This is a genomic window from Rheinheimera baltica, assembly GCF_030731985.1.
Lineage (GTDB): Bacteria > Pseudomonadota > Gammaproteobacteria > Enterobacterales > Alteromonadaceae > Alishewanella > Alishewanella baltica.
Genome location: NZ_JAPJDY010000009.1, coordinates 97,106 through 123,588 on the forward strand (window position 1 = coordinate 97,106; position 26,483 = coordinate 123,588).

The 26,483-nt window shown below is 46.3% G+C and carries 28 protein-coding genes; 12 read left to right on the forward strand and 16 right to left on the reverse strand.

The genetic code is table 11. From position 1 onward, the window contains the following. Positions 1-46 precede the first annotated feature (46 nt). The 3 genes from rlmC to ORJ00_RS15370 all read left to right on the forward strand — a co-directional run bounded on the left by rlmC (position 47) and on the right by ORJ00_RS15370 (position 3,225). Positions 47-1,192: a 23S rRNA (uracil(747)-C(5))-methyltransferase RlmC gene (gene rlmC, locus ORJ00_RS15360; RefSeq protein WP_306140280.1), complete on the forward strand. Its 1,146-nt coding sequence runs from the start codon at positions 47-49 to the stop codon at positions 1,190-1,192. Between the two features lie 369 nt (positions 1,193-1,561). After that, positions 1,562-2,107, forward strand: a complete 546-nt coding sequence (locus ORJ00_RS15365) for a hydrolase (protein WP_305976969.1) — start codon at positions 1,562-1,564, stop codon at positions 2,105-2,107. Beyond that, positions 2,107-3,225: a dienelactone hydrolase family protein gene (locus ORJ00_RS15370; protein WP_306140281.1), complete on the forward strand. Its 1,119-nt coding sequence runs from the start codon at positions 2,107-2,109 to the stop codon at positions 3,223-3,225. Before ORJ00_RS15365 ends, ORJ00_RS15370 begins: the two co-directional genes overlap by 1 nt. Before the next feature lie 17 nt (positions 3,226-3,242). Here ORJ00_RS15370 and ORJ00_RS15375 read toward each other — a convergent pair whose 3' ends face one another. Continuing rightward, positions 3,243-4,106, reverse strand: coding sequence for a 23S rRNA (adenine(2030)-N(6))-methyltransferase RlmJ (locus ORJ00_RS15375; RefSeq protein ID WP_306140282.1), 864 nt, complete (start codon positions 4,104-4,106; stop codon positions 3,243-3,245). A gap of 167 nt (positions 4,107-4,273) precedes the next feature. Here ORJ00_RS15375 and ORJ00_RS15380 point away from each other — a divergent pair, with 167 nt between their 5' ends. Then, positions 4,274-5,641, forward strand: a complete 1,368-nt coding sequence (locus ORJ00_RS15380) for a serine hydrolase domain-containing protein (RefSeq protein WP_306140283.1) — start codon at positions 4,274-4,276, stop codon at positions 5,639-5,641. Between the two features lie 56 nt (positions 5,642-5,697). Here the strand turns inward: ORJ00_RS15380 and ORJ00_RS15385 are convergent, their stop codons facing one another. The 5 genes from ORJ00_RS15385 to ORJ00_RS15405 all read right to left on the reverse strand — a co-directional run bounded on the left by ORJ00_RS15385 (position 5,698) and on the right by ORJ00_RS15405 (position 9,214). After that, complete coding sequence (locus ORJ00_RS15385) at positions 5,698-6,162, reverse strand: hypothetical protein (RefSeq protein WP_306140284.1); 465 nt, start codon at positions 6,160-6,162, stop codon at positions 5,698-5,700. Then, positions 6,162-6,614, reverse strand: a complete 453-nt coding sequence (locus tag ORJ00_RS15390; protein ID WP_306140285.1) for a hypothetical protein — start codon at positions 6,612-6,614, stop codon at positions 6,162-6,164. Before ORJ00_RS15390 ends, ORJ00_RS15385 begins: the two co-directional genes overlap by 1 nt. Positions 6,615-6,674: 60 nt before the next feature. Next, positions 6,675-7,838, reverse strand: coding sequence for a lipase family protein (locus ORJ00_RS15395; protein WP_306140286.1), 1,164 nt, complete (start codon positions 7,836-7,838; stop codon positions 6,675-6,677). Positions 7,839-7,841: 3 nt separating this feature from the next. Next, complete coding sequence (locus ORJ00_RS15400) at positions 7,842-8,456, reverse strand: DUF6795 domain-containing protein (protein WP_306140287.1); 615 nt, start codon at positions 8,454-8,456, stop codon at positions 7,842-7,844. Positions 8,457-8,758: 302 nt separating this feature from the next. Next, positions 8,759-9,214 (reverse strand): hypothetical protein, encoded by a 456-nt coding sequence (locus ORJ00_RS15405; protein WP_306140288.1) that lies wholly within the window; start codon positions 9,212-9,214, stop codon positions 8,759-8,761. Between the two features lie 311 nt (positions 9,215-9,525). Between ORJ00_RS15405 and ORJ00_RS15410 the strand changes: the two genes are divergently transcribed. Further along, complete coding sequence (locus ORJ00_RS15410) at positions 9,526-10,398, forward strand: tRNA/rRNA methyltransferase (protein WP_306140289.1); 873 nt, start codon at positions 9,526-9,528, stop codon at positions 10,396-10,398. 33 nt (positions 10,399-10,431) lie between these two features. Here the strand turns inward: ORJ00_RS15410 and ORJ00_RS15415 are convergent, their stop codons facing one another. From ORJ00_RS15415 to ORJ00_RS15425, 3 genes are read right to left on the reverse strand one after another with little or no spacing between them, the layout of a single operon-like run. Further along, positions 10,432-11,151: a LytR/AlgR family response regulator transcription factor gene (locus tag ORJ00_RS15415; RefSeq protein ID WP_306136835.1), complete on the reverse strand. Its 720-nt coding sequence runs from the start codon at positions 11,149-11,151 to the stop codon at positions 10,432-10,434. After that, entirely contained in the window at positions 11,144-12,295 is a 1,152-nt protein-coding gene (locus ORJ00_RS15420; RefSeq protein ID WP_305976478.1) for a sensor histidine kinase, read from the reverse strand. Before ORJ00_RS15420 ends, ORJ00_RS15415 begins: the two co-directional genes overlap by 8 nt. A gap of 10 nt (positions 12,296-12,305) precedes the next feature. Beyond that, the gene (locus ORJ00_RS15425) at positions 12,306-12,557 is read right to left on the reverse strand and encodes a superinfection immunity protein (protein ID WP_027671777.1); all 252 of its coding nucleotides are present in this window, start codon (positions 12,555-12,557) and stop codon (positions 12,306-12,308) included. A gap of 326 nt (positions 12,558-12,883) precedes the next feature. On the opposite strand from ORJ00_RS15425, the gene ORJ00_RS15430 reads away from it, so the two are divergent. The 3 genes from ORJ00_RS15430 (at position 12,884) to ORJ00_RS15440 (ending at position 14,820) form a co-directional block, all read left to right on the forward strand. Then, entirely contained in the window at positions 12,884-13,492 is a 609-nt protein-coding gene (locus ORJ00_RS15430; RefSeq protein WP_027671776.1) for a DUF2589 domain-containing protein, read from the forward strand. Positions 13,493-13,558: 66 nt separating this feature from the next. Beyond that, positions 13,559-14,263, forward strand: a complete 705-nt coding sequence (locus ORJ00_RS15435) for a hypothetical protein (RefSeq protein WP_306140290.1) — start codon at positions 13,559-13,561, stop codon at positions 14,261-14,263. A 5-nt stretch (positions 14,264-14,268) separates the two neighbouring features. Next, positions 14,269-14,820, forward strand: a complete 552-nt coding sequence (locus ORJ00_RS15440; RefSeq protein ID WP_305976479.1) for a hypothetical protein — start codon at positions 14,269-14,271, stop codon at positions 14,818-14,820. Here the strand turns inward: ORJ00_RS15440 and ORJ00_RS15445 are convergent. The 7 genes from ORJ00_RS15445 to metK all read right to left on the reverse strand — a co-directional run bounded on the left by ORJ00_RS15445 (position 14,798) and on the right by metK (position 20,777). Next, positions 14,798-15,064 (reverse strand): DUF1653 domain-containing protein, encoded by a 267-nt coding sequence (locus ORJ00_RS15445; protein ID WP_037054857.1) that lies wholly within the window; start codon positions 15,062-15,064, stop codon positions 14,798-14,800. The two genes, ORJ00_RS15440 and ORJ00_RS15445, sit on opposite strands and share 23 nt — an antisense overlap. Further along, positions 15,051-15,464 carry a Holliday junction resolvase RuvX gene (ruvX, locus tag ORJ00_RS15450; protein WP_027671773.1) on the reverse strand — a complete coding sequence of 138 codons (414 nt, stop codon included), beginning with the start codon at positions 15,462-15,464 and terminating at the stop codon, positions 15,051-15,053. The genes ORJ00_RS15445 and ruvX overlap by 14 nt, the downstream gene beginning before the upstream one ends. Further along, a complete protein-coding gene (locus ORJ00_RS15455; protein ID WP_027671772.1) occupies positions 15,464-16,021 on the reverse strand; it encodes a YqgE/AlgH family protein in 558 nt (185 codons plus the stop codon). The genes ruvX and ORJ00_RS15455 overlap by 1 nt, the downstream gene beginning before the upstream one ends. A 24-nt stretch (positions 16,022-16,045) precedes the next feature. Beyond that, complete coding sequence (gshB, locus tag ORJ00_RS15460) at positions 16,046-17,008, reverse strand: glutathione synthase (protein ID WP_306140291.1); 963 nt, start codon at positions 17,006-17,008, stop codon at positions 16,046-16,048. Positions 17,009-17,017: 9 nt separating this feature from the next. Then, the gene (rsmE, locus tag ORJ00_RS15465; RefSeq protein ID WP_306140292.1) at positions 17,018-17,746 is read right to left on the reverse strand and encodes a 16S rRNA (uracil(1498)-N(3))-methyltransferase; all 729 of its coding nucleotides are present in this window, start codon (positions 17,744-17,746) and stop codon (positions 17,018-17,020) included. A gap of 105 nt (positions 17,747-17,851) precedes the next feature. Then, positions 17,852-19,444 (reverse strand): AbgT family transporter, encoded by a 1,593-nt coding sequence (locus tag ORJ00_RS15470; protein ID WP_305976484.1) that lies wholly within the window; start codon positions 19,442-19,444, stop codon positions 17,852-17,854. A 184-nt stretch (positions 19,445-19,628) separates the two neighbouring features. After that, the gene (gene metK, locus ORJ00_RS15475; RefSeq protein ID WP_027671768.1) at positions 19,629-20,777 is read right to left on the reverse strand and encodes a methionine adenosyltransferase; all 1,149 of its coding nucleotides are present in this window, start codon (positions 20,775-20,777) and stop codon (positions 19,629-19,631) included. A 331-nt stretch (positions 20,778-21,108) separates the two neighbouring features. Here metK and tkt point away from each other — a divergent pair, with 331 nt between their 5' ends. The 4 genes from tkt to fba are packed head-to-tail and all read left to right on the forward strand — an operon-like array spanning position 21,109 to position 26,481. Continuing rightward, a complete protein-coding gene (tkt, locus tag ORJ00_RS15480; RefSeq protein WP_306140293.1) occupies positions 21,109-23,106 on the forward strand; it encodes a transketolase in 1,998 nt (665 codons plus the stop codon). Between the two features lie 49 nt (positions 23,107-23,155). Further along, positions 23,156-24,172 carry an erythrose-4-phosphate dehydrogenase gene (epd, locus tag ORJ00_RS15485; protein WP_027671766.1) on the forward strand — a complete coding sequence of 339 codons (1,017 nt, stop codon included), beginning with the start codon at positions 23,156-23,158 and terminating at the stop codon, positions 24,170-24,172. 13 nt (positions 24,173-24,185) lie between these two features. After that, on the forward strand, positions 24,186-25,367 hold the full coding sequence (locus tag ORJ00_RS15490; protein ID WP_306140294.1) for a phosphoglycerate kinase: 1,182 nt from the start codon (positions 24,186-24,188) through the stop codon (positions 25,365-25,367). 49 nt (positions 25,368-25,416) lie between these two features. Beyond that, positions 25,417-26,481 carry a class II fructose-bisphosphate aldolase gene (gene fba / locus ORJ00_RS15495; RefSeq protein WP_027671764.1) on the forward strand — a complete coding sequence of 355 codons (1,065 nt, stop codon included), beginning with the start codon at positions 25,417-25,419 and terminating at the stop codon, positions 26,479-26,481. The last annotated feature ends 2 nt before the right edge of the window (positions 26,482-26,483 follow it).

Sequence of the window (26,483 nt, forward strand, 5' to 3'; positions counted from 1 at the left end):
TGCTAGGGTAAAATACCCTTGATTGTTAAATGTTTGCGGATAACCTATGTACTGCGCCCACTTCGACGCGAAACGCTGCCTGTCATGCCACTGGCTGAGTAAACCCTATGCAGCACAATTAAGTGAAAAGCAGCAACAGCTGACATCCTTATTGGCGCCTTTCAATACACCTGAGCTGTTGGTTCCGGTTGCAAGTAGCGAGCAAGGCTTTCGCTACAAAGCGAAAATGGTGGTGTTGGGCACGGTAGATGCGCCAATGCTGGGCATTATTAATGCGCAAGGCGAGTCTGTCGATTTAGCTGACTGCCCGCTGTATCCAGCCGCTTTCGCACCCGTATTTGCGCTATGCAAAGCCTTTATTTCCCGCACCAACCTTACGCCTTACGATATTGCCAGCCGCCGTGGCGAGCTTAAGTTTATTCTGCTGAGCCAAAGCTTGCACAGCGGCCGTTTTATGTTGCGCTTTGTGTTGCGCTCTAAAAACTGCTTAGCGTCGATACAAAAACATTTACCCTGGTTAATACAACAACTCCCAGAGCTTGCAGTGTGTTCCGTTAATTTACAGCCCTTGCCTGCCGCAGTACTGGAAGGCGAAGAAGAAATTTTACTGACTGAGCAAAGTGTTTTAGCTGAGCAGTTAAACCAGATCCCGCTGTATTTACAGCCACAGAGTTTTTTTCAGACTCAGCCGGCCATGGCGGCTTCGCTCTACCAAACGGCAGCAGACTGGGTAAACGAACTTCAGCAGGGACAGGGGCAGTTTAAGCATATTTGGGATCTATTTTGTGGTGTCGGTGGTTTTGGTTTGCATCTGGTTAGCCCTGAGCAGCAGCTTACCGGCATTGAAATTGCGCCTAAAGCGATTGCCAGTGCCACGCGCTCGGCAGCCGAACTTGGTTTAACCAAAGTAAACTTTCAGGCACTGGATTCTACAGCCTTTGCTAAAGCCGCAGAACGTGCACCCGATTTATTGGTGGTTAACCCACCGCGGCGCGGGCTGGGAAAGCCGTTGTGTCAGGATATTGAACGCTTAGCACCTGCCTGGTTATTGTACTCCAGTTGTAATGCTCAAACTCTGGCCCAGGACTTGTCGCAGCTTTCAAACTACTCGTTAGTGAAAGTGCAGCTATTTGATATGTTCGCCCACAGTAGTCACTACGAGGTGTTAACCTTGCTGAAAAAGTTGGATTAAAGCTTAATGCTGATCAACTATGCAGAATCGGTTTGCCCTAAACTCACCGTTTCAGCCCTGGACGGGCTGAAACGAGCCCCCATGGATGGGTTTACGGCGTGTTAGTGTGGGCAAGCCGATGGCAAATTAAACCTTAACTGACTGGCATTAGGCTTAACGCCGGCCTACCAGTATGCCTATAATTACTTGGCTGTGCTAAAACATCTTCAGTTTAATGCCAGCTTAGTTAGCTCTGGTTTATCCAACTAACGTTTCTTTTTGTTTAATAGTCCCTTTATCACATAGTATCGCCGCTAAGCTGGTTGACTTATCAGTGCTTTTGGCTGAACTTAACCTTTCTAAACGCGATTTTCACTAACGGGAACTGCTATGCTACTTCAAGTGCAACATTCGCTAGTGCTACTAATTGATATGCAGCAAAAGCTGGCGCCGGCTATTTTTGAGCACAAAGACGTTGAGCAGGCGGCTGCATGGGTGCTGCAGGTGGCACTGCAATTAGAAGTACCGGTGTGGGCGACAGAGCAGTATCCGCAGGGCATAGGTGCCACACTGCCTGCATTGGCAGAGCTGATACCCGAGGCGCAGGTGCTGCAAAAAATGCACTTTAGTGCGCTAAAAGAAGCGCATATTGCCAGTAGCCTCGCCTGTACAGAGCGTAAGCAAGTTGTCGTGCTGGGCATTGAAGCCCATGTTTGTGTGCTGCAATCGGTACTGGATTTACTGGCATTGGGCTATCAGGTGTTTGTGGTGGCAGAAGCTATAGGCTCGCGCACCGAGCAAAATAAACAGCTGGCACTTAGCCGCATGCAACAAGCCGGCGCCCAAATTATCAGTAAAGAAATGCTGGCATTTGAATGGCTGGAATGCTGCGGTACCGATACATTTCGTCAAATTAGTAAGGGCTGGATCCGATAATGTGGCGTGTTGTTTTATTGCTATTACTGGCTTTACCGTTACAAGCTAACAACCTGATTGAGCAGCAATTACCCGATTTCTATCAGCAACTGATACCACAGCATCGCTACCCGCTTAGCTGGAATAAGGCGCAGTTTAGCGATATTAACCAGTGGCGTGTAAAGGGCCGAGCTGCGCTGCGCGAAGCATTACTCTGGGCAGATGACAATAGTGATTTTGCCGCCAAACTGCTAAAAACCGAAGCGCGAGAGGGCTATAGCGCACAGCTTTGGTCAATACAATTAACGGCGCAAAGCCGGGTGCAGCTTATGCTGCTTCAGCCCGAGGACACCAAACCGGCACCTGCCGTGTTACTGCTGCATGATCATGGTGCCCGTTTTGACATTGGCAAAGAAAAACTGATCAAACCTTTTGCAACCGACGAGCGCTTAAGTTCTGCGCAGCAATGGGCAGATAAATATTTTAGCGGCAACTATATTGGCGACGCTCTGGCTAAACAAGGTTATTTGGTTATTGCCACTGACACCTTAGGGTGGAGCAATAGAGGGCCAATAGAATTTAGTGCGCAGCAGGCGCTGGCGAGCAATATGTTTATGCTTGGCCGCTCTTTAGCGGGTATGGCGGCTTACGAAGACTTGCGACTGGTGCAGTTTTTAAAGCAATTGCCACAAGCCGACAGCAAGCGTCTTGCGGTGCTGGGATTTTCCATGGGGGCTTTTCGTGCCTGGCAATTGGCGGCGTTAACGGACGATATTAAGGCAGGCGTTGCAATAGCTTGGCTGAATAGCTATCAGCATTTATTAACGCCCGGTAATAATATTCTTAAAGGACAGTCGGCGTTTTATATGTTGCATCCGGGCTTGGCGGCAAAATTAGACATTCCAGACATTGCTGCGCTGGCAGCACCCAAAGCCATGTTGTTTATTAACGGCGGCAAGGACAAGCTGATGCCGCAAGCTGGCGTAGAACAGGCCTATCGGCAATTGGCTGCGGTGTGGCAGGCGCATGGCGCAGCAGATAAACTTAGCACCCGGTTATATCCTCAGTTCAGCCACGAGTTTAATGCCCAGCAGCAGCAACAGGCGTTTAACTGGTTGGCGGCTCAGTTAGCCAAATAATTAAGTCATATACCGACTTATTCCGGTACCAACTGATTTACCTGAAACTCACAACTATCGCTTAGCAGTGGGCTTAATTCAGTTAAGGCCTGTTTCATATTGGTTGCCAGGGTATAAGGCGGGTTAATCACCAACATACCGCTACCGGTCATACCAAAGCCATCGCTGTCAGGCAGTGGGCAAAGTTCAATTCGCAGCATATCTTTAATGCCGGTAGCGACGAGGGCATTAATAAAGGCTTCTACCGCACTGCGTTCAATAACCGGATACCATATGGCATAGGTTGCCTGCGGAAACCGCTGATAGGCGCTTTGCAAACCGGCTACCACATCCTGATATTCGGTTTTTAGTTCATAGGGTGGGTCTATTAAAACCAGGCCGCGTTTATGTAACGGTGGCAGCATGGCTTTAAAGCCTGCCCAGGCATCCATATGCTCAATACGGCTATGACGACGCCGCACAAACTGGCTGGCCAAAATAGGATGGTCTGTTGGATGTAGCTCGGTCGCCTGAATACTGTCGCTGTTACGCAGCATCATTGCAGCAATTTTCGGTGAGCCAGGGTAAAACGCCAATTCATCATTGGTATTGAGTTGTTTAATCAGCTCGATATAACGCGCCAAAGCCGGGCTAGCCGCTTGATATTGCCACAATTTGCCAATACCGGTTTGATACTCGCCGGTTTTTTGTGCCTGCTCAGCTAATACGCTATAAAGCCCAGCACCAGCATGGCTGTCGTGGTAGCAAAACGGCTTATCTTTTTGCAGCAGGTAATCCAGAATGGCCACCTGAACCAGGTGTTTAACCACATCGGCATGATTACCGGCATGATAACTGTGGCGATAACTAAGCATAAACAAGGCCCGTAGCAGTAAATTCAAAGGCCGACAGCTTACTGCGCACGCAGAAAAACACAAGTATTGTTGCCGTACAACCAGTAATTCCTACCCCGATTGTTAATGAATTTTTGCCAAACCAAATAATTCATTTAAACTTTATGACTCAACTTTTCGACTAAAGTCTGCCTTTCGCATTAATGGAATGATAAATGAAGTGTTTTTCGCGGTTACTTTTATCCTGTTTACTAAGTTTTTGGGTTTGTCAGGCGCAGGCTGAATCGAGTTCAGATTCGTCATTGTCTCTTTCTGTAGACAAACAATTAGTAAAAAATGCCAATCGGTTTGGCGTGGTGGGTCAATCTGTGTTGATCCTTAAAAATCATCATCCGATATATCGTGGCGTGCAGGGCTATGCCAACAAAGAGCTTAGCGTTAAAGTGACCCCCGAGCATATATTCCCCAGCTATTCCGTTGCTAAACTGTTTACCAGTGTATTGGTAATGCAACTTGTGCAAAGTGGTGAGGTTGACTTGCAGCACTCTATTCGCGACTACCTCGCTTACTTACCCCAAAGCTGGCAAAACGTCACCGTTGCGCATTTGTTGAACCATACATCTGGCGTGCCTCGCTATTTTGATGCGGTTATGCAGCGAGGTTCATTTCTTGCTGATAAAAAGGCTGTTTACTCGTCGTTGGAACAGGCCCCGGCCCATTTTAAAATGGGCACTGAAAATCACTACAACAACACAAATTTCTTGTTACTTGCCTCTCTGTTAGAGCTAAAAACAAAAAAATCGTACAAACAACTTGTTGATGACGTTATCGTTAAACCGTTGGCTTTGCAAAACACGGGGCACGCTAGTGCCAGAACCGTTAGACATAACATGGTTAGTAGCTACCAAGGCGCTAATGGCGTCATTATAAAAAACCTGGACATTGACTGGCCTGAATACTCTTTTGCCCACTCGGCGCTGTATTCAACACCTGAAGAACTGGCGACATTTATCACGGCGTTAATTAAAGGCAAGTTTGTAAAACCCGAGTTATTGAAAACGTACTTTAACCCGATGATGTTATCAGACGGCACTTCAGGGACTTATGCGTTTGGCTTTGAGTACTCTGTAGAAGATAATTTTATTCGTGTCGGGCACGATGGCGGCAATAGAGTCAAGCTGCGACATTACTATAATGTTGAAAATGCTGCCGATAATTACACGCTGGTGTATATGACCAACGGCAATGCAAATGACGTATGGACAGATGTTTTAGCAGATAGCGTAATGTCGGTTATTGCGCCTGAAACATTCAAAATGGCAACGTTGAAAGAGCAATTTGTTGAGGCTGCATTAGCGAATAATATTCGCGTAATGAACGATGTCTATGACGCTGTCAAAGCGATGAAGGGCAACGATATGGCTGCCGTTGGGCAGTTTTTGCTGTATCGGGCTTATTCTTTAAGGTATGGCAGTGGCGTGGCGTCTTCCGTAGGCACATTTGAATTTCTGGTTGAGAAATTTCCCGCGTCGGAGAATGCGCAACAAAGCCTAAATCAGATCAAACAATTGTTGACTGAATAGAAGTGACAGGCTAAAGCGGCTTAGCTTAACGCCGATCAGATAAATAAATGTATTCTTTATAGGTTTAGCCACTTTAAATAGGTAACAAACACCATATAAACCGATGCAACACAGCCTACATAATTTAGTGTTTTTATACTGGCTTTAATCCGCGTTGAGCGTAGCTTGGGCTGAAGATAAACACTATAACTGATAAAAAACAGCCCAAACAAATAAGGAAACCAATAGGCCAGCACGGAGGGTTTATAAAAATATGCCGTGACATATAGTGGTTTACTCAACATCCAGAACACCAGCCAGTGAGCCCCCAGCCAAAATGCGTACAAAATAGCCGCCAGGATTACCTGTGAAAGTAAGCCGGCAATGAAAGAGACCCAAGGCGAAAAGGGTTCTGCAGCATTGCCAACAGCAGGTTGTGTTTCTGTTTGTTGCGATGGCCTTAATTGCAGCAACATCATCAAGACCATCACGGGCGTTAAAGTATTAAGCAGATACATCCACCAGCTAACGGTTAGGTCCATCAAATTACCTCTGCTAATAACCACTGTACGTGGGTTAAGGCCAGTAATAGCGAAGATAAAAATATAAAGGGCGCAAAGATAAAGCCAGCAACATTACCCTCCATGCCATTGCGTGAGGCCAAAGTACCAAGTGTTATCGCGGTTACTACATAAGCGATAAGCCACCGCCAACCCGGTTGTACCAGCGTGATATCTAAAGCCGTTATTGGCGTACTAGCTAGTGGCAGTAGCACCAGTAGTTTAAAAGCAATAAAGGTGATGCTGGCGATAACACAAAACCCAAGATATACCCTAAGGTTTATGCGTTGGCAGTTACCACCAAGATCGTAAAAAGGCTTAAGCTTGAGGTGGTGCAGCACGCCGTCTTCAGAAAATACCACAAAATACGCCAGCAAAATTAGCGGGTTTAAAAACGTATAAGGTATTAAATTAAGCAGTTTAATGGTGTCCATACCAGCCTATTCCGGCTGGTGCAGAATTTTTCTGGCCAGCCTTAGTAGCAACAAATTAAGTTAGCTTACCATTTCAATTGCCTGGCGAGCTACGCGATACATTGCTTCTAGCGTGACTTTAAATACCCAGCGAATAAAGCGCACACTAAGTTCGGTAATTGTGGTTACCACTTTACCAGCAAAGACCAGCATGTGGCCTAGCAAGCCCATTACCTGTGTTTCAAATTGCGGCGACATAAGCGCGACTTTCTCAATCGTGGCGGCCAGGTAATCATAAAATGTCATTACACCGCTTACGCCCATTTGCACCGATACGGCCGTTAAGTATCCCGCATCCTTTAATAAGGTGATAAGTGCATGCGTTAATCGTTCTTGCCAGTGCGTGCTAAAGCTGCATTCAAAACGACGTTCGTAAAACAATCGCACAGCTTTAACTGTGTCACCTTTGCGTTGTAAATCTTCCCATTGACCGCGAGACGTTGTGACATAGCCAGGGTTTTCCATCATTGAGTGTGAGGAGATATTAATACCCGTTGCTGATGTTAACAGTACACTACTGCCGTTTAGCGGTGCATGATAAAACGGCCACACAGGTACCATAGGCACTGGATCATCTCCATGCAGGCATCGATATATTTTATCTATACTACCGGATGATTTAAGCGCAAAATCGTTTAACCCAACTCGTGGTGCACCATAGGTATATAGTGCTACACGATTACCAAAACGCTGTTTAATCCAAATAGCAGCAAGGCTGGCTAATGCGCCCCCTAAGCTGTGTCCTGCACAATGTACTACGCCATTGCTGTTGGTATTCAGTAACGGAGCCAGTTGTTTCTCCAGTGCTGGCTGCATGCTCCTAAACACTTTTTGAAAACCGGAATGCACAGCACTGTTATTATCGGCTGTGGCTAAACTGGCATTGGCGTTACTAAACCAGTCACGGCCACTTTTCATATTTGTGCCACGAATACCCAATGCAACATCACCGGTAAAATGACCTTTACCTTTGCCTATAATCGCAAAACCGGTTGTGCGGTTAAACAGCGTAGAGATTACACTTCCTGAAGTGCCATGCACTACGCCCCCTGTTTGGCTGAAATCAAAAAAACGCGTTAATTCCTTAGCCTTGGGATTGAAATTTTGACCTGCTTTAATTTCTCTAACATCGTAAGGCGTTTGAGCTAACCAAACCGATGTGGCTGGAGGGAGAGTTTTCTGCATAATCTAAAATCCTTCTTGTTGATCCACGATTCTGTCTAATTCCTGCATTTGGGCTTCAATTTCCTTATCTGAATACAGTGCGGTATTGGCATGAGTAAATGTACATTTTGCACTAAACCAAGGTGCTGCACTTTCAGGGACTTCTAGGTTTTTGAGACTAAAGTCCTTCGCATCAGCTGTCAGTTCACACTGCATATCTGACATTAATAAATTCAATGCCTTGCCATCCAGCCGGTTACCCCAGCGGATATCAAAAAAACGGTTTTGCTCACCCGTAGTTGGATGATCAGCTACTGATAAAAACAAGTAGATACTGTAATCAAATAATACCCGGCGTGTTCTCAAAGTTTTACGTGAAAAAGTAAAGCGACCTTCGTGATCAGTGACCGTGTTGTCGTTGAATTTGTCGTCTTCATAGTGGAGCTCGCGTACTACTTTTATGCCTGAAACGGGGGTGCCATTTTCCGTAATAATCCCGTGTATTTCAGGTGACCACTGAACTTCTGTTCCTCTTAACCAATCAAACACACCTGCCTCCACGTTAGTTGTTAACACAGAAAGTATTAGCCCTAAGCCAGCGACCATTGCCTTGTTATAAAGAGGCTGCCATCCAAGCATTACTACAATCCTGTTATTTATTTGTATCAGCATTTTAATGTGGCATATGTTAATGTCAAATATGTTTTTATAATGTTAATTGTGCGGGTTTGGTGATGGCGCCAGGCTGAAGGCAGGTAACACACTCGCTGCATGTTTCTAGAAAGGCTAGGGGCTTTGTTTATCAGGGCTACACAGCATAGTTTTACAATGGCTGATATTGTATCGGCCAGTTTTGTACAAATAGCTGGCTTACTCTGGCTGGCTGTTGTAGCTGTCCATTATGTTAATTTTATAATTCATTGCTGCAACGCGCTAAGACGCTACTTTGTTAAGCAAGCTGAAGATAGGTCTAGCACCCTGTTGTATTGCAAAGCCGTAATGCCAAATTTCCTTAGCGGAATAGTCTCCTCAATATCCAGACTATCCAAAACAAGCCGCAGTATTTTCGTATCATGCGATAAGTTAAAACGCGTTATATCTTTCCAGGAGTAGGATTGAATGCCTGATATTGGGTCGCCAAATTTAATACCAGCGACACCAACTGCAAAAATACGTTGTTGCCTGAGGCCGATATGTATAGTGGCAAACAAAGCTATTGCTGGCCCGGAGGCTATAATGGCAATCAATTTACCGGAGCCTTGTAAATTCAAGTGAAGGACAGCTGGCAAGTACTTGTAACCAACATATGTTGTGGCCAGTATAAAGATGTTCACCAATACAATTTTTACTACTTTGTTACTCGTAGTCAGGCCCAATTCTCGCAGTTCAAATTCCATTTAGTCTAATTTTTCATTTGTTTGGTGGCGTAAAACCAGAAAATATAGCACGAGTGGGGTAACGTCAATCTATCGCACCATACTGAGAGTTCAATTTTCCCGCTAGACGTAAATAGCTTTAATAACTGCGGTTGATACTGCATCAAAGTAGTTGGACGTTGTTTTTAGATAGTGGTGAGCGAATCGTTAAGTTGCCAATGCAATGGATGAAATCAAATTGTAAGTAGCAAAAAACAAGTAATGTTTAGGCGCAGCTGGTAAAATTCAGCGCATTAAAGATTATTGGCCGTTAGGCACACGCAGGAATTTCTATGTCATACCCTAAGCCCAAGAACGGCAAAGCTGCCAACCCGCTACACAAGCCCTGGACTAAAACCGATAAGGCTGCCACGAATAAGCCAAACCGTCATGCTGAGCGTGCAAAACCTCAGTCGGGCAGGCCGGTAAAAGTGGCGCAAGATGATGAAAGCAAGGTATATGGTGAAAATGCTTGTCGGGTGTTGTTTAGCCAACGGCCGGATGCGCTAATTCGGCTGTATATTTCACAGCAAATGGCACCTAAGTTTGCCGATGTAATGAAATATTTGGCGGGTGCTAAAAAGGCTTACCACATCGTGGATGACACCGAACTGGAGAAGGTGGCCGGTAGCGGCCATCACGGTGGTGTGGTATTGCTGGTAAAGCGCAAGCCACAGCAAAACCTGGCCACGTATTTACAGCAAAAAGGCCGAAAACAAGATTGTTTATTGGCACTTGATGGTGTGGGCAACCCACACAATTTAGGCGCTATTACCCGCAGCTGTGCGCACTTTGGTGTTGGCGGTATTATTATGAAACAACCTGAGCTGCTGCAATCGGGCGCGGCCCTTCGTACGGCAGAGGGCGGCGGTGAGTTTGTCGATGGCTTACGTTGCGACAATTTGCCGTTAGCATTACAACTGTGTAAAGAAGCCGGTTATACACTGATTACTACCTCTAGCCATGGTGGCACCTCGCTGTATCAAAGCCAGCTTCCCGCTAAAGTGGTGGTGGTTTTTGGCGAAGAGATGTTTGGTGTGTCGAAAAGTGTGGCTAAAAGCGCCGATATTGCGCTGCAAATACCAGGCTCTGGCAAGGTTGAATCACTAAATGTTAGCGTAGCTGCCAGCCTGATTTTAGGCGAGTGGTATCGCCAGCAGCTTTAGTGGTTAATTCATTAGCAGTTATAATGGCAGTAGTTAAAACGCGCTAAATTGTTGTTTTAGCTGCTGTGCCTGGCGGCGGCTAACATCTACTTGTTGGCCGTCTTGTAATATTGCCACTAAACCACCCTCGGCGATAGATGGCTCAATATGGCTGATGGCACTAATACGCACAATGTCAGCGCGGCTGGCTTTAAAAAATAATTCCGGGTCGAGCTTTTGTTCAATTTTTGCCAGTGAGCTATGAATAAAGCTTTTGCCGTAAGGTGTATATACCGCGGCGTGATTACCAATACTCTCAAACCGGCTTATCTCGTTTAGCCTTACCACGCGTTGACTGTCGCCAAATTTAAGTAAAATACCGTGCTGTTCGGCCAGGTAATGCACCGTTGCATGGTTATTGTCATTGGCGGGGCGCAGTTTTTGCAAGGCTTTAGCCAGCCGCTCAGGTGCGATGGGCTTTAATAAATAATCTACTGCATTTAATTCAAATGCATCCAGCGCAAAGCTGTTAAAGGCGGTGCAAAAGATAAACTGTGTATTGGCGGGAATATGCTCTGCTAATTGCAAGCCCGTTAACCCCGGCATTTGAATATCGAGAAAGACTAAATCAATTTTGTGGCTGGTCAGTTGCTGTAATGCCTCTTCACCACTGCTGGCTTCAGCGGTTATAACGCATTGTGGATGCATTTTTAGTAAACGCTTTAGCTCGCTGCGGGCTAAGCGTTCGTCATCCACCAGCAGGCAGTTATACATGGTTAAATTCCACACTGGCACTAAATTGGTTGTTGTGGTGCTGAAGCAGCAACCGGGCGTTATCGGCGTACATTAATTGCAAGCGCTGGCGTAAGTTAGTTATCCCGGTGCCGGTACCTGCTTGCTGCGTGGCACTAAGCGTAGTGTTACTGACGTTTAGCTGCCAGCCTTTATCTGATACTGTTGCACTAATGCTGAGTGTACCCGGGGCCACATTGGGCGCTATGCCATGCTTAATGGCGTTTTCAACCAAGGTGAGCAGGCTAAGCGTGGGTAACTTGCACTGCCATAGTTCTTCGGCAATGGTACAGCTAAATTGCAGGCGCTGCTCTAGCCGTACTTGCTCAATGGCCAAATATTGCTCTGTTAACTGCCATTCTTGCGCCAGGGTAGACTCTGGCTGTAAGTGTGCCTGCAAGTGAAAGCGAAACAGCTCTGATAATCGCGTAACTGTGTCAGCGGCTTTATGCTGATCTTCAAAAATGAGGGCGCGGATACTGTTAAACGCATTAAATAAAAAGTGCGGGCTAAGTTGGTTAGTAAGTTGCTGTAGCTGAGCTTGCTGCATTTGTTGCTGCAAGGCTTTACGCGTCTGCCGGCTTTGCCAGGCAATATAGCCGGCACCCCAAACCAAATACATCACACTAAACGAGCTCATCAGTGCAATCATCATAAAACTGAAGCTGAAATTCATTTGCAGTGGCGAGTTTTGTTCGTCTGTCAGTACTGTTACCGTGCTCATATCGGTATGTTTTAATGCTTCCAAACTGGAAAGACCATAAGACACCAGAGTTTGCAGTAACGCTGCCAGTACCAGCAGTAAAGTAAACAGTAACCAGCGTTTGTGCGCACGAACATTGTCAGCTTTAAGCAGTGGGCGCAGCAGCAAATGGCTTAGCAACACAAAACACGCTGCTTCAATGCTGTACTTAACCAAAAACAGTAAGTGCAAATTGGTCTGCTCACTCGTCAACAAGGGCAGGGTGTACGCCATAAAATAGCCGGTGTAAATCAGCATCGTTAACAACTGCGCCCATAAATAGGCGCGGCTGCAGTTGTCCAAAGCAATGCGCTGGCTAAAAGCGTGTAATGTGATCATTGGCGCTTTACTAAAACCTAAATAAACAAAAAACGACGTATTCACAGTGTACTATTTATGTTGCTGTTTGTTCGACTGATTTTTTCTGTTTACCGGTAAAGGCCCAGACAATAAGTGCTACCCAGGCTATCCAGGAAAACCCGGCTGGGATATTGGCCAGAAATATTTTGCCCAAGTGCTGGCGGTTACGAAAGCTGGCTACAATGCTGGGCAAAAAATAGATGGCCAGAAAGCTCGGTATAAACGCTACCCAAAACAACGGGCTCATTTGGCTTAATTGGTGAAAAAACTCGGTTTGTTCAAACATAATATTATCCTCTTGGTTGGAGAGGCCAATATAGCGACATACCCTAGGCCAAAATTAAAAAAAGTGATTTACGGTTTAAAGCGGTGACAGGCGGTTAGAATTGCCCCGGATTTGTCAGATATTTATCAATTTAATGTAACTAAATTACCTGTTTTCTCTCTGGATATTCCTCTGCTGCCAGCTAGGCTTTAACACTCTGCCGGGCTAGTACTGATTTATCCTCTGTAATAGCTGTTGTTCAAGGCCGGCGAGCGGGTACGGGTAGGTAGTCGGCGGCAACCGAAAAGCCTTAACAGAGTAGGTACAGTGAGCAGGGAGTGAGAGTTATGCCAAATCTGGTGCAGGAACTCAATAGTTTAGATTTTAGCGTTTATATTGGTGGCCCAATGCAGGCTGCTGTGCAAGCGCAACATGCGGCGTCTATGTCGCAAGTGAGCTTTATTCAGGCCGTAGGCTTTGAAGACATTAACGGTACTAAAGCCTTACGTTATGTTGATTTTGAATTTACTAAATCAACGCCTAACCCCCATGTCGGCAAAACGGCGCAGCAATTGACCGATGAAGGTTTGCCACCGGGCACCGATGTTACCAGCAATTTTATTTCGACCGATGTTGCGATAAAGGTGCCGTTTTTAACCATGTTAACCATACCAGCTTTGCGTATTGAAGAAATGACCATCGACTTCAATGCCAAGCTAACCTCTACCGAAACCTCCAATGTGTCGAGTGAATTTGCTGCCAGTGCTGAGCTGGGCATCAACTATAAGATTGTAAACTTTAAAGCGTCGGCGTCTTACAAGCGCTCTTCTACTCGCGGGGTTAGTGTAGAGAAAACCTACAACCTTGGGGTAAAGGTAACCGCATTAAATGACGAAATACCAGCAGGGTTAGATAGGATCTTAACGATGCTGGAAGACAGTATTGTTAGCGCCTAATTGGCACTAATCTGGTTTGGGGCTGGCAGTACTAGGCTGCCAGCCTGGTTTAACAGGGACAGCATTATGCCGAATTTAAACGAGTATTTGGGCAGTATTATTAGCAGTATTACCAACGCCAGAGTGATGGCGGATATTCAAACCGTTAAGGTCGCCGAAGAGTATGCCAAGCATGATTTGTTAAAACATTTTGCCGTACCGCACATGCGGGTGGGCGATGTTGAACTTACCATTCCTGTTGCACTGGATGCCTTAAGCGAGAAGACCGAAACGCAGTACCAACCCATTGATAACACCAAGTTTAACAGCCTAATGTACAAAGAGCTGACCAACAGCCTGGGCCGCAGCAGTTTGCCCGCTAAAGCGTCTAAAGCCTTGCGGGCGGTATTAGTTGAGCAAACCCATTCGCTGGAACAATCGTTGCGTATTAAACAGGATATGGCGCCGGTTGAGGAATACAGCAAGTTGGCAGTGCGTCAGTTAGTGCAGTTGGCTGATGAGTATCAATTGGTAAGCCGCGAAAGCATGCCTAAGCTCAATATTGAGCAGATCACCGCTCGCGTCGCGGCGGTTGCAACACAAGAAATTAAAGTACTAAGCCAGCGCAAAGTGATTGAAAATTTAAATGTGATTGCAGAGTCGCATAAGCTTAGGGAAGAAAAACCGGAAAATATTATTTATATCAAACTGAAGATCTCAGAGGATGGCATGGAGTGGCAGCAAATGGAAAGCAGTAACGGTGAAGTTAGACGTCGCTTATTGCCGGAATAACGATTATGCAAAAATCCATTGTGCATTTAGTAAAAGAGTTATCGGCTTTATTGTTGCGTTATCCGGCGTTAGTTACGCGGTTTGAACGCAAAGAGCCGCAGGCACTGGCGCAGCTGGGTGAATGGCTTAACGGCGCTGAGCAATTGCTTAGCAGTTATGGCATTGTTAGCGTGGCAGAGTTGGCCGGCCTTCGCAGTAAATTATTACATCCGGTATACCATGATGACCATCGAGGGTCTTTGCGTAAACAGCAACTAAAGCAAGCTGTTGATATGTTGTACGATGTACAGCACTGTGTGCAACAGGCTTTAACACCGCATCAGCAAAAGCTACAACAGAGTCAGGAGCTGTTACGCCAATTGCTCAGTATGGTTAGCCAAAGTAAAGCCATACAGTACGATGGCCATAACTTTAATGATTTGGTGCAACAGGTGTGGCAATTAATTTGCCAGCATGAACAGCTAAAAGCAGGGGCAGTACAATTACGTAGCTGGTTATCCTCGCAGGATATTATTTTGCTGCTGGCCGAGGAAATTAATCCGGCAGATTTTGTGTAATGCTGTCAGGCTTAGTATCACCAATATATTGAAAGCGGGCTAGCAGCTCGCCGGCAATTTCGACATGCTCATTAAACATTTCCGCTGGCCTGGCCCACAAACCAAAATCACCGTACAGTGCTCGGTATATAACCAGCCATTGTTCAGTTTCACTGTGCCGGGCGCAGTCAATGACCTGATAATAACGACCTTTGTAATGCTGGTAGTAGCCAGACTGAACGGGCGATGCATTACTGTTGCTCATACCAGCTCTCAAAAATGATTTTTGCCGACAAGCTATCCACTTTGTCTTTTGCTAAATTGCGATAACCGCCTTCAGCAAATAGCATACTGCGGGCTTCGGTGGTGGTTAGTCGTTCGTCATGCAGTGTAACCGGCAAGCCAAAACGGCCATGCAAGCGGTTAGCAAACTTGCGGGTACGAACGGTAAAGGGCTGTTCAGTACCATCCATATTTAAAGGTAACCCCACTAATAACAGCTGGGGTTGCCAGTCTTGAATCAGTTTTTCCAGTACTAGCCAGTCTGGTATGCCGTCTTGTGCTTTTAATGCGCTTAGCAGAGAGGCGGTGCCGGTAAGTTCCTGACCTACCGCCACGCCAATGCTTTTGGTACCGTAATCAAAGGTTAAAATAGTGCGACTCATTAAGCGTGACCGGCCTCGTTGGTTAATTGCCATGGCTTGATGCCAATTTTTGCCGTAGCCGATTGCCATTTTTCCGCATGAGTTAAATCAAAAATAATGCCTGTGTCGGCCGGAATAATCAGCCAGGCATTGTCGGCAATTTCTTGCTCCAATTGGCCCGCGGTCCAACCGGCATAACCCAGCGCTAAAATAAACTTTTCCGGTGCTTGTGCTGTGGTTAAATCAAATAATATATCTTTAGACGTAGTCACCATAAGCTGGTCGTTTAATCGCATGCTACTGCTATAGCCTTCTTTGGTGGTGTGCAGTACGAAACCTCTGTCGTGTTGCACCGGGCCACCCGCACAAACATGCGCTGTGGCGGCCGGGCTTTCGGTGTTAAATTCAATTTGTAATTGTTTAAGTAAGTCGGCAACTTTTACTTCAAGTGGATGGTTGATAACAATACCCATCGCACCTTCATCATTGTGTTCACAGATATAGGCAACACTGCGTTTAAACAGTGGATCATCTAATGACGGCATAGCAATTAAAAAATGATTCTGAAAATTCTGCATAGTGACCTCGTTACAACGTGGTTGTCACTGGCGAGCTGCCAGCAGCTGTTCAATTTCATCAAATAACAAACCGGTGATACTAATTGGAAACGCCGCTTCAATTTCGCGGATACAGGTTGGGCTGGTAACGTTAATTTCGGTTAATTTGTCGCCTATAACATCTAAACCAACAAAAATTAAGCCTTTGGATTTTAGTGTAGGACCTACCGCATTGGCAATGGCAAAGTCAGATGCCGATAAGGGTCTGGCTTCACCCCGACCTCCTGCTGCCAGGTTGCCGCGGGTTTCACCGCTGGCTGGTATGCGCGCTAAACAGTATGGCACGGGTTTACCGTTTACTACCAGAATTCGTTTATCGCCCTCGGTTATTTCAGGGATAAAGCGTTGTGCCATGGCATATCGACTGCCGTGCTCAGTTAAGGTTTCAATAATTACGCTTACATTGGCATCGCCCGGTTTTAAGCGAAAAATTGAGGCGCCACCCATGCCATCAAGCGGTTTTAAAATCACGTCTTTCTCGGCCTGATAAAACGCTTTTAAGCGTTTTGCATCGCGGCTAACCAGTGTTTTCGGCGTAAATTGATTAAACCAGCTGGTGTACAATTTTTCGTTGGCATCACGCAGGCTTTGCGGTTTGTTGACAATAAGGGTACCGTTGTCTTCTGCGCGTTCCAGAATATAAGTGGCGTAGATAAACTCGGTATCAAACGGCGGATCTTTCCGCATTAAGATTACATCCAGCTCGCTAAGTGCGATGTCTTGCTCAGTGCCAAACTGATACCAGCGGGCTGGGTTTTGTTCTACCGTTAAGCGTTTGGTTGATGCTCTGGCCTGGCCTTCCAGTAAATATAAATCAGCCATTTCCATGTAGTGAATTTCATAGCCGCGATCTTGTGCTTGCAGCAGCATGGCAAAGCTGGAGTCTTTTTTGATATTGATGGCCGAAATGGGGTCCATGACTATGCCAAGTTTTATCGGTTGATGCATGTTGTATCCTTAGGCCAGGTCGCCAAATTGCAGTTGTAATGCACTGATTGCAGTAAGTGCAGCAGTTTCAGTTCGAAGTACGCGCGGGCCTAATTGTATGCCAGTAAAACCCGCTGCCGCTGTTTGCGTCATTTCCTGCTCACTAAAACCGCCCTCAGGGCCTATTACTAACCGGATATTAAGGTTGGGTATAAGCGTCTTTATGGTGTCGTTTGCCCATGGATGCAAGGTTAGCTTTAATTCTTTTGTCTGTTGCGCCAGCCAGTTTTGCAGTGGTATGGCAGGGTGCACTATTGGCACTATACTGCGACCGCTTTGCTCGCAGGCGCTAATAGCAATTTTTTGCCACTGTTCATTGCGTTTAGTCAATCGCTCGCCGTCTAGTTTCACGCCACAACGCTCGGTAAACAATGGCGTAATTTCAGTTACGCCAAGTTCAACGGCTTTTTGAATGGCAAAATCCATTCTATCACCGCGTGAAATACCCTGACCCAGATGGATTTTGAGCGGCGACTCTACAGGGTTCTTCTCCTGCTCAGATACCTGCACGCTAACACGTTTTTTTTCACAGCTACTGATACGGGCTGAATAATTAAAACCATCACCATTAAACAAGATAAGTTCACTGCCCACTGGCATTCTAAGTACCCGGCCAACATGATTGGCGGCATCGTCGTCCAATGCAAAGTCTTGCTTAAGTGTGATCTCGCCGCTGTGGTAAATTCGTGGAATACGCATAGAAATTTCGCTAGCTGATAAATGCGGTTATGTTAGCAGGCGATTGAGAGAAGCAACAGAAAAAACAACCCCTGCAGCAGCAGGGGTGTTAAACAATAAATGAAATTAATTTACTGCAGGGTAGGTATAGCTTGAGCCCACACCCAGTGGAATATCCAGCGCCCAGAAACCAAGTAAAAATGCGGTCCATAACACTAACATCGCAATGGAGTAAGGCAGCATTAGTGCGATAAGGGTACCAATACCGGTTGATTTAACATACTTCTGGCAAAACACCACAATTAAAGGAAAGTACGGCAGCAGTGGCGTAATGATATTGGTTGATGAGTCACCTACGCGGTAAGCAGCCTGGGTTAAATCTGGTGATACGCCAAGTTCCATTAGCATAGGCACCATAATGGCACCTATAAGCGCCCATTTAGCTGAAGCTGAACCTACTAGCAGGTTAACAAAACCAGATAAAAACACGATACCAATTAAGGTAAAGCCCATAGGGAAGGCCATTTCTTGTAACCAGTTTGCGCCTTTAATAGCAAGCAGCGCACCCAGGTTAGATTGGCCAAACGCATAAATAAACTGAGCACAGAAAAACGCCATAACAATGTAGTAGCCCATGCCACTCATGGCTTTGCTCATGCCTTTGATAATATCGCGATGATCTTTAGCCGTGCCGGATACATAGCCATACACAACACCCGGTACTAAGAAGAACACAAAAATAATACTAACAATAGACTGCATCAGTGGGGCAGAGAAAACCAACAGGCTGCTTTGTCCTTCAGCCAGTACTGTACCAGCTGGCGCTCGCCAGGCTGATGTTTCTGGCAACGCAGATACAATTAACAGCACTATACTTAACAGCATGGAGAAACTGGCCCAACGTAAGCCTTTGCGTTCATTGGGTTTTAAATCATCCATTTTTGGCATATCGGCCGGATCACCATCGACTACGGTAGATTTCAGTCGTGGCTCAATAAATTTGTCTGTTAATACCCAACCCACAATAACCACTAAAAACGTAGAGGCGGTGGTGAAATAGTAGTTGTTCATCGGGCTGACAAACAGCTCGGCTGCTGCTGGATCTGATGATAAGCGTGCAGATGCTTGTGTAAGGCCTGAAAGCAGCGGGTCAAGGCTGGAAGGTAAAATGGTGGCAGAAAAACCACCTGATACGCCAGCGAATGCCGCAGCAATACCGGCCAATGGATGACGGCCCGCGGCATAGAAAATAACTGCGCCAAGTGGAATTACTAATACGTAACCGGCATCTACGGCCATATGGCTGGCAACACCTACTGCAACCAATACCGGTGTTAGCAGCATTTTTGGGGTAACCGACAAAACAGAACGTAAGCCAGCGTTAATAAAACCGGTATGTTCGGCAACGCCTAAACCTAACATGGCGACCAGTACAACACCCAATGGCGCAAAGGTTACAAAGGTATTAACCATTTTAGACATGAACGCAGTTAACGATTCGGCTGCCAACAGGTTATTAACCTGAATAGCCGCACCGGTACGAGGGTCAACTTCATTAAAGCTGACGCCAGCCAGAGCCCAGGATACTACCCAGACGACGACCATTAGCAAAGCAAATAATACGGCAGGGTCGGGGAGTTTATTCCCGACCACCTCTATGGCATTGAGCGCACGGTTAAGCCAACCGCTTTTTACAGCAGGGGCAGTTTGTTCAGACATAACAAGTTCCTTTCTTATAGTTTTGTTTCACCCTGCTCGTTGGCAGAGGACCCTGGGTACAACACAACGGCTTATAATACACAAAAAGTGAGGGATGATAAGGCCAAAGTGTCTGGCGACTTTAATAAAGTCTGGTTGAAAAAAAGGAGAGCTATGCTCTCCTTTCAAGATATTGCTAAAGCAATTATTTTGCGTACTGGCGCAGTAACTCGGCTTTATCTGTTTGCTCCCACGGAAACTCATTACGGCCGAAGTGGCCATAAGCGGCAGTAGCTCGATAAATTGGGCGCTCCAGTTGCAACATTTCGATAAGGCCATGTGGGCGTAAATCGAAGTGCTGGCGTACCAGTTTAATCAATTCGTCTTCGCTTAATTTACTGGTGCCAAAGGTTTCCAGACTAATTGAGGTTGGCTCTGCAACACCAATAGCGTAAGACACCTGAAGTTCACAACGGGCCGCTAAGCCTGCTGCCACGATATTTTTTGCCACATAGCGTGCCGCGTACGCGGCTGAACGGTCTACTTTTGATGGATCTTTACCAGAGAAGGCACCGCCGCCGTGACGTGCCATACCGCCGTAGGTATCAACGATAATTTTACGACCAGTTAAGCCACAGTCGCCCATTGGGCCGCCAATAACAAAACGACCAGTTGGGTTTATAAAGAATTTAGTGCTGCTGGTTAACCACTCTGCTGGTAACACAGGTTTAATAATGGTTTCCATTACAGCTTCACGTAAGTCAGCTGTGCTTACGGTATCGCAATGTTGGGTTGATAACACAACAGCATCAATACCTACTGGCTTACCATCTTCGTAGATAAAGCTCAGTTGTGATTTTGCATCAGGACGTAACCAAGGCAGAGTGCCATTTTTACGCACTTCAGCCTGACGCTGCACCAAACGGTGAGAATACGTAATAGGTGCAGGCATTAATACGTCAGTTTCGTTGCTGGCGTAACCAAACATTAAACCTTGGTCACCGGCGCCTTGTTCTTTCGGGTCGGCCCGATCTACACCCTGGTTAATGTCCGGAGACTGTTTACCAATAGCATTTAATACAGCACAAGAGTCGGCATCAAAACCCATATCTGAGTGGGTATAGCCAATTTCACGCACGGTTTTACGCGTTAACTCTTCGATATCAACCCATGCCGTGGTGGTGATTTCACCACCAACCAATACCATGCCGGTTTTAACAAAGGTTTCGCATGCAACACGCGCTTTCGGATCTTGTTCCAGGATTGCATCCAATACAGCGTCGGAAATTTGGTCAGCTATTTTATCCGGATGTCCTTCAGATACTGATTCAGAAGTGAAAATGTGTTGTGCCATCGGTTGAATTCCAAAATAAGGTTAATGCAGTTAAGTTCAAACTGGACGCGTGTACCAGAGCGAACTCAAAAAATAGGCGGTTATTTTAGAGAAAGTACGTAGTCTTTGCCAGAAAAATCTGCCGCCCAGACGTCTTTAATGCTATTTTACTGCCTAATTACGTACCGGTGGACAATTGGATTGGCAGGAGGGGAATTTTTTTCCACTATCTGATTTATATTTGCCATCTGGCGGGGGCTCTGGGAAAATAGCGCCACATACCGCTTAAACATTTCAGCTTTATAATAATCAGCTTCTACGATAAAGAAGCCGCGCAATGTCAGGAGTGAACATGCCATCTCGTAAACAACTCGCCAATGCGATCCGTGCGCTTAGCATGGATGCGGTGCAAAAAGCTAAATCAGGTCATCCGGGCGCCCCTATGGGAATGGCGGATATTGCCGAAGTGTTATGGCGCGATTTTCTCAAACATAACCCGCAAGACCCGCAGTGGCCAAACCGTGACCGTTTTATTTTGTCCAATGGTCATGGCTCAATGTTGTTGTATTCATTGCTGCATTTATCTGGTTACGAGTTGAGCATTGAAGATTTAAAGCAATTCCGTCAGTTGCATTCTAAAACGCCAGGTCACCCTGAATATGGTTATGCACCCGGCGTTGAAACTACGACAGGCCCGTTGGGGCAGGGTATTACTAACGCAGTAGGTATGGCTATTGCAGAAAAAGCCTTAGCTGCGCAGTTTAATCAACCTGGTTATGACATTGTTGACCATCATACCTATACCTTTTTAGGTGATGGTTGTTTAATGGAAGGGATCTCGCATGAAGCTTGTTCATTAGCAGGGACTTTAGGCCTGGGTAAGCTGGTTGCGTTTTGGGATGACAATGGCATTTCTATCGACGGCCATGTTGAGGGTTGGTTTACCGACAATACGCCTGCGCGATTTGAAGCTTACGGTTGGCAGGTTATTAGTAATGTAGACGGCCATGATGCTGCTGCCATTGAGGCGGCGATTGTGCAGGCTAAAGCTGACACCAGCAAACCAACATTAATTTGTTGTCGCACAGTAATAGGCTACGGCGCACCTAATAAAGGTGGTAGCCATGACTGTCACGGTGCACCACTGGGTGATGTTGAAATTGCTGCTGCCCGCGAATTTTTACATTGGCCACATGCACCGTTTGAAATACCGGCCGATATTTATGCCGATTGGGATGCCAAAGCCAAAGGCTCAACTGAACAGCAAAACTGGCAGCAATTATTTGCCCGCTACAGTGCCGCGTTTCCAGAATTAGCCAGTGAGTTTAGTCGTCGTGTATCTGGTGATTTGCCATCAACCTGGGCTGCCCAGTCGCAAGCCTATATTGAGAAATTACAAGCTAACCCTGCCAATATTGCCAGTCGAAAAGCCTCACAAAATGCCTTAAATGTATTCGGCCCATTGTTGCCTGAGTTTATGGGCGGTTCGGCAGATTTAGCCGGTTCAAACCTGACCATTTGGTCTGGTAGCAAGCCTCTTACTGCAACTGATGCCAGTGGCAACTACATTTACTACGGTGTTCGTGAGTTTGGCATGTCAGCTATTATGAATGGCATTGCATTGCATGGCGGTTTTGTTCCCTATGGTGCGACTTTCCTCATGTTTATGGAATATGCCCGTAATGCCGTGCGTATGGCAGCGTTAATGCAACAGCGGGTGATCTTTGTTTATACCCACGATTCTATCGGTTTAGGTGAAGATGGTCCAACACACCAGCCGGTAGAGCAATTAGCCGCATTACGCGCAACACCAAACCTGATTAACTGGCGGCCCTGTGATCAAGTGGAGTCTGCTGTTGCGTGGCAGGCCGCGATTGAGCGCACTGAAGGCCCAACAACACTTATATTTACCCGGCAAAACCTGCAACAACAGCAACGATCGGCAACACAGTTAGCAGATATCAAACGTGGTGGTTATGTATTAAGCGACTGTGCTGGTACGCCAGAGTTGATTATTATTGCGACGGGCTCAGAAGTTGAGCTGGCGATGCAAGCCTCGGCTAAGTTAACCGAGCAAGGTAAAGCCGTGCGAGTGGTATCTATGCCCTCAACCGATGCCTTTGAGCAACAAGATGCAGCGTACCGTGAAGCAGTGTTGCCAGCGGCAGTAACCAAACGTATTGCCGTAGAGGCAGGTATAACGGATTGCTGGTACAAATACGTAGGCTTAAACGGCAAAATTATCGGCATGACCAGCTTTGGTGAGTCGGCACCTGCTGAGCAGTTATTTGCACATTTTGGTATTACTACTGAAAAAGTGTTAGAAGCCGCTGAGCAACTATTAGCTTAATTTTCAATATAATGGGATCAATTATGGTCCCATTTTTCTATGTGGTGTTATGGCAATAAGACTGGCAATTAACGGCTTCGGTCGCATAGGGCGCAACATATTACGTGCTATCTATGAAAAAGGCTTGCAGCATGAGCTGCAAGTGGTTGCAATTAATGAACTGGCCGATGCAAAGGGCGTAGCGCATTTATTGAAGTATGATACCTCGCACGGGCGTTTTGGTTACAAAGTGGGATCCTTTGCCGGCGGTATTAGCGTAAATGGTGACAATATTGCTTTGTTTGCCGAGGCTGATCCACTTGCCTTACCCTGGAAAGAACAGAACATAGATGTGGTGTTAGAGTGTACCGGCGTGTTTCATAGCCGCGAACATGCAAACTGGCACCTCAGTGCAGGGGCTAAAAAGGTGTTATTTTCCCACCCGGCGGATGCGGATATCGACGCCACTATTATCTATGGTATTAACCAACAAACCTTAACTGACACTATGACAGTGGTGTCTGCAGGTTCATGCACCACTAACTGCATTGTGCCGGTTATACAGGTATTGGATCAGCATTTTGGCGTTGAAAGTGGCACCATTACCACGATACATGCCTCTATGCATGACCAACAGGTTATTGATGCGTATCATCCCGATTTACGCCGCACTCGGGCGGCCAGTCAGTCTATTATTCCGGTTGATACAAAGTTAGCATTGGGAATTGAACGTATACTGCCTAAATTTGCTGGCCGGTTTGAGGCTATTGCAGTAAGGGTACCTACGGTTAACGTTACCGCAATGGATTTAAGTGTTACTTTGCATCAGGACGTTAGTATTAAGTTGGTTAATGCCGCGCTAGCCAAGGCCTGTAATGGCACGTTAGCCGGTATTCTTGATTACACCGAAGAGCCGCTGGTATCGGTAGATTTTAACCATGATCCCCATTCTTGTATTGTTGATGGTTCGCAAACACGGGTTAGCCATAAGCGGTTGGTTAAATGCCTGGTATGGTGTGACAACGAATGGGGTTTTGCTAACCGTATGCTCGATACAGCCAGGGCAATGATGCAATCGAATTTATAACTAGGAGCTAGACATGTCTGTTATTCGCATGAGCGATTTGGATCTTAACGGCAAACGCGTACTGATCCGCGAAGATTTAAATGTACCGGTTAAAAACGGCAAAGTAACCTCAGACGCCCGCTTAAAAGCAGCAATTCCAACCATTGAATTGGCACTGCAAAAGGGGGCGAAAGTGATGGTAATGTCTCATTTAGGCAGGCCAGAGGAGGGCGTGTTTGACGCAGACTCATCTTTGCAGCCAGTGGTGGATTATCTTACAACAGCGCTGTCTGCTCCGGTTCGGCTTGCATCAGAGTACTTGGAAGGGGTGACGATTGCTGAAGGAGAAGTGGTTGTTTTTGAGAACGTTCGCTTCAATAAAGGTGAAGGCAAGAATGACGATGTTCTTGCCCAGAAACTTGCTGCATTGTGCGATGTGTTTGTAATGGACGCCTTTGGCACAGCGCATCGCGCACAAGCCTCTACCCACGGCGTAGCTAAATATGCGCCTATCGCCTGTGCTGGACCCTTGTTAGTAGGGGAGCTTGACGCCCTTGCAGCAGCACTTAAAAACCCGAAACGGCCGTTGGTTGCAATTGTGGGTGGTTCGAAAGTCTCAACTAAATTGACCGTACTTGAGTCGTTATCAGGCATTGTTGATCAGCTTATAGTTGGTGGTGGTATTGCGAACACCTTTATTGCTGCCAATGGTAACAATGTGGGTAAATCGCTGTACGAAGCTGATTTAATTCCCGAAGCTCAGCGTTTGATGGCGCAAGCAAAGGCCCGTGGCGGCAATATTCCGGTACCTACTGATGTTGTGGTAGGCCAGGCATTTAGCGAAACGACACCCGCAACGTTAAAGGCGGTAGCAGACGTGTCGGATACCGACATGATTTTCGACATTGGCCCGCAAACCAGTGCAGCTTTGGTGGATATTTTAAAATCAGCAGGCACCATCGTCTGGAATGGTCCGGTCGGTGTATTTGAGTTTGAACAGTTTGCCGATGGCACTAAAGCATTGGCACAAGCCATTGCTGACAGTGACGCATTCTCTATTGCGGGTGGTGGCGACACCCTTGCGGCAATAGATAAATACAATATTGCAGATAACGTCTCCTATGTTTCTACCGGTGGCGGCGCCTTTTTAGAGTTTTTAGAAGGTAAAACATTGCCAGCTGTAGCTATACTGGAACAACGCGCAAAAACATTATAATAAAAATTTAATATTACTACTGTACCCTAAACGATTAAGAGAGGATTTCATGGCCCTTATTTCATTACGTCAAATGCTGGATCATGCAGCCGAGTTCGGCTACGGCATACCTGCCTTTAACGTAAACAACCTTGAGCAAATGCGCGCGATTATGCTCGCGGCGGACAAAACCGATAGTCCGGTGATTGTTCAGGCTTCAGCTGGCGCGCGTAAATATGCCGGAGCACCTTTTTTACGCCACTTAATTTTGGCGGCCGTAGAAGAGTTCCCTCATATTCCGGTGGTAATGCACCAGGACCACGGTACGTCTTTGGGCATTTGTCAGCGTTCGATTCAGTTGGGGTTTTCTTCGGTGATGATGGACGGTTCACTGGGCGAAGATGGTAAAACGCCAATGGACTATACCTATAACGCCAACATAACGCGCAAAGTTGTTGAAATAGCGCATGCCTGTGGTGTGTCGGTGGAGGGCGAGTTAGGTTGTCTTGGTTCACTCGAAACGGGTGCTGCCGGTGAGGAAGACGGTATCGGTGCAGATTGTATTTTGAGCCACGATCAAATGTTGACTGACCCGGAAGAAGCTGCACAATTTGTCAGAGAGACACAGGTTGATGCTTTGGCTATTGCTTGTGGTACATCGCACGGTGCCTATAAATTTAGCCGGCCGCCAACAGATGATATTTTGGCGATTGACCGTATAAAAGCCATTCATCAGCGTATTCCTGATACCCATTTGGTTATGCATGGTTCCTCGTCAGTGCCGCAAGATTGGCTAAAAATCATCAATGACAATGGTGGGAAAATTCCTGAGACTTACGGCGTGCCTGTGGAGCAAATTCAACAGGGTATCAAATATGGTGTACGTAAAATCAATATTGATACAGACTTACGTTTAGCCTCTACCGGTGCGATTCGTCGCTATATGACAGAGCACCCGGCAGAGTTTGATCCCCGTAAATATTTACAGGCTTCTGTAAAAGCAATGACAGACATTTGTATTGCCCGTTATGAAGCCTTTAATGCTGCCGGACAAGGTAGCAAAATAAAAGCCATATCGTTGGATGATATGGTGGCACTGTATACGGCAGGAAAGTTGACGCCGAATATAAAATAAAC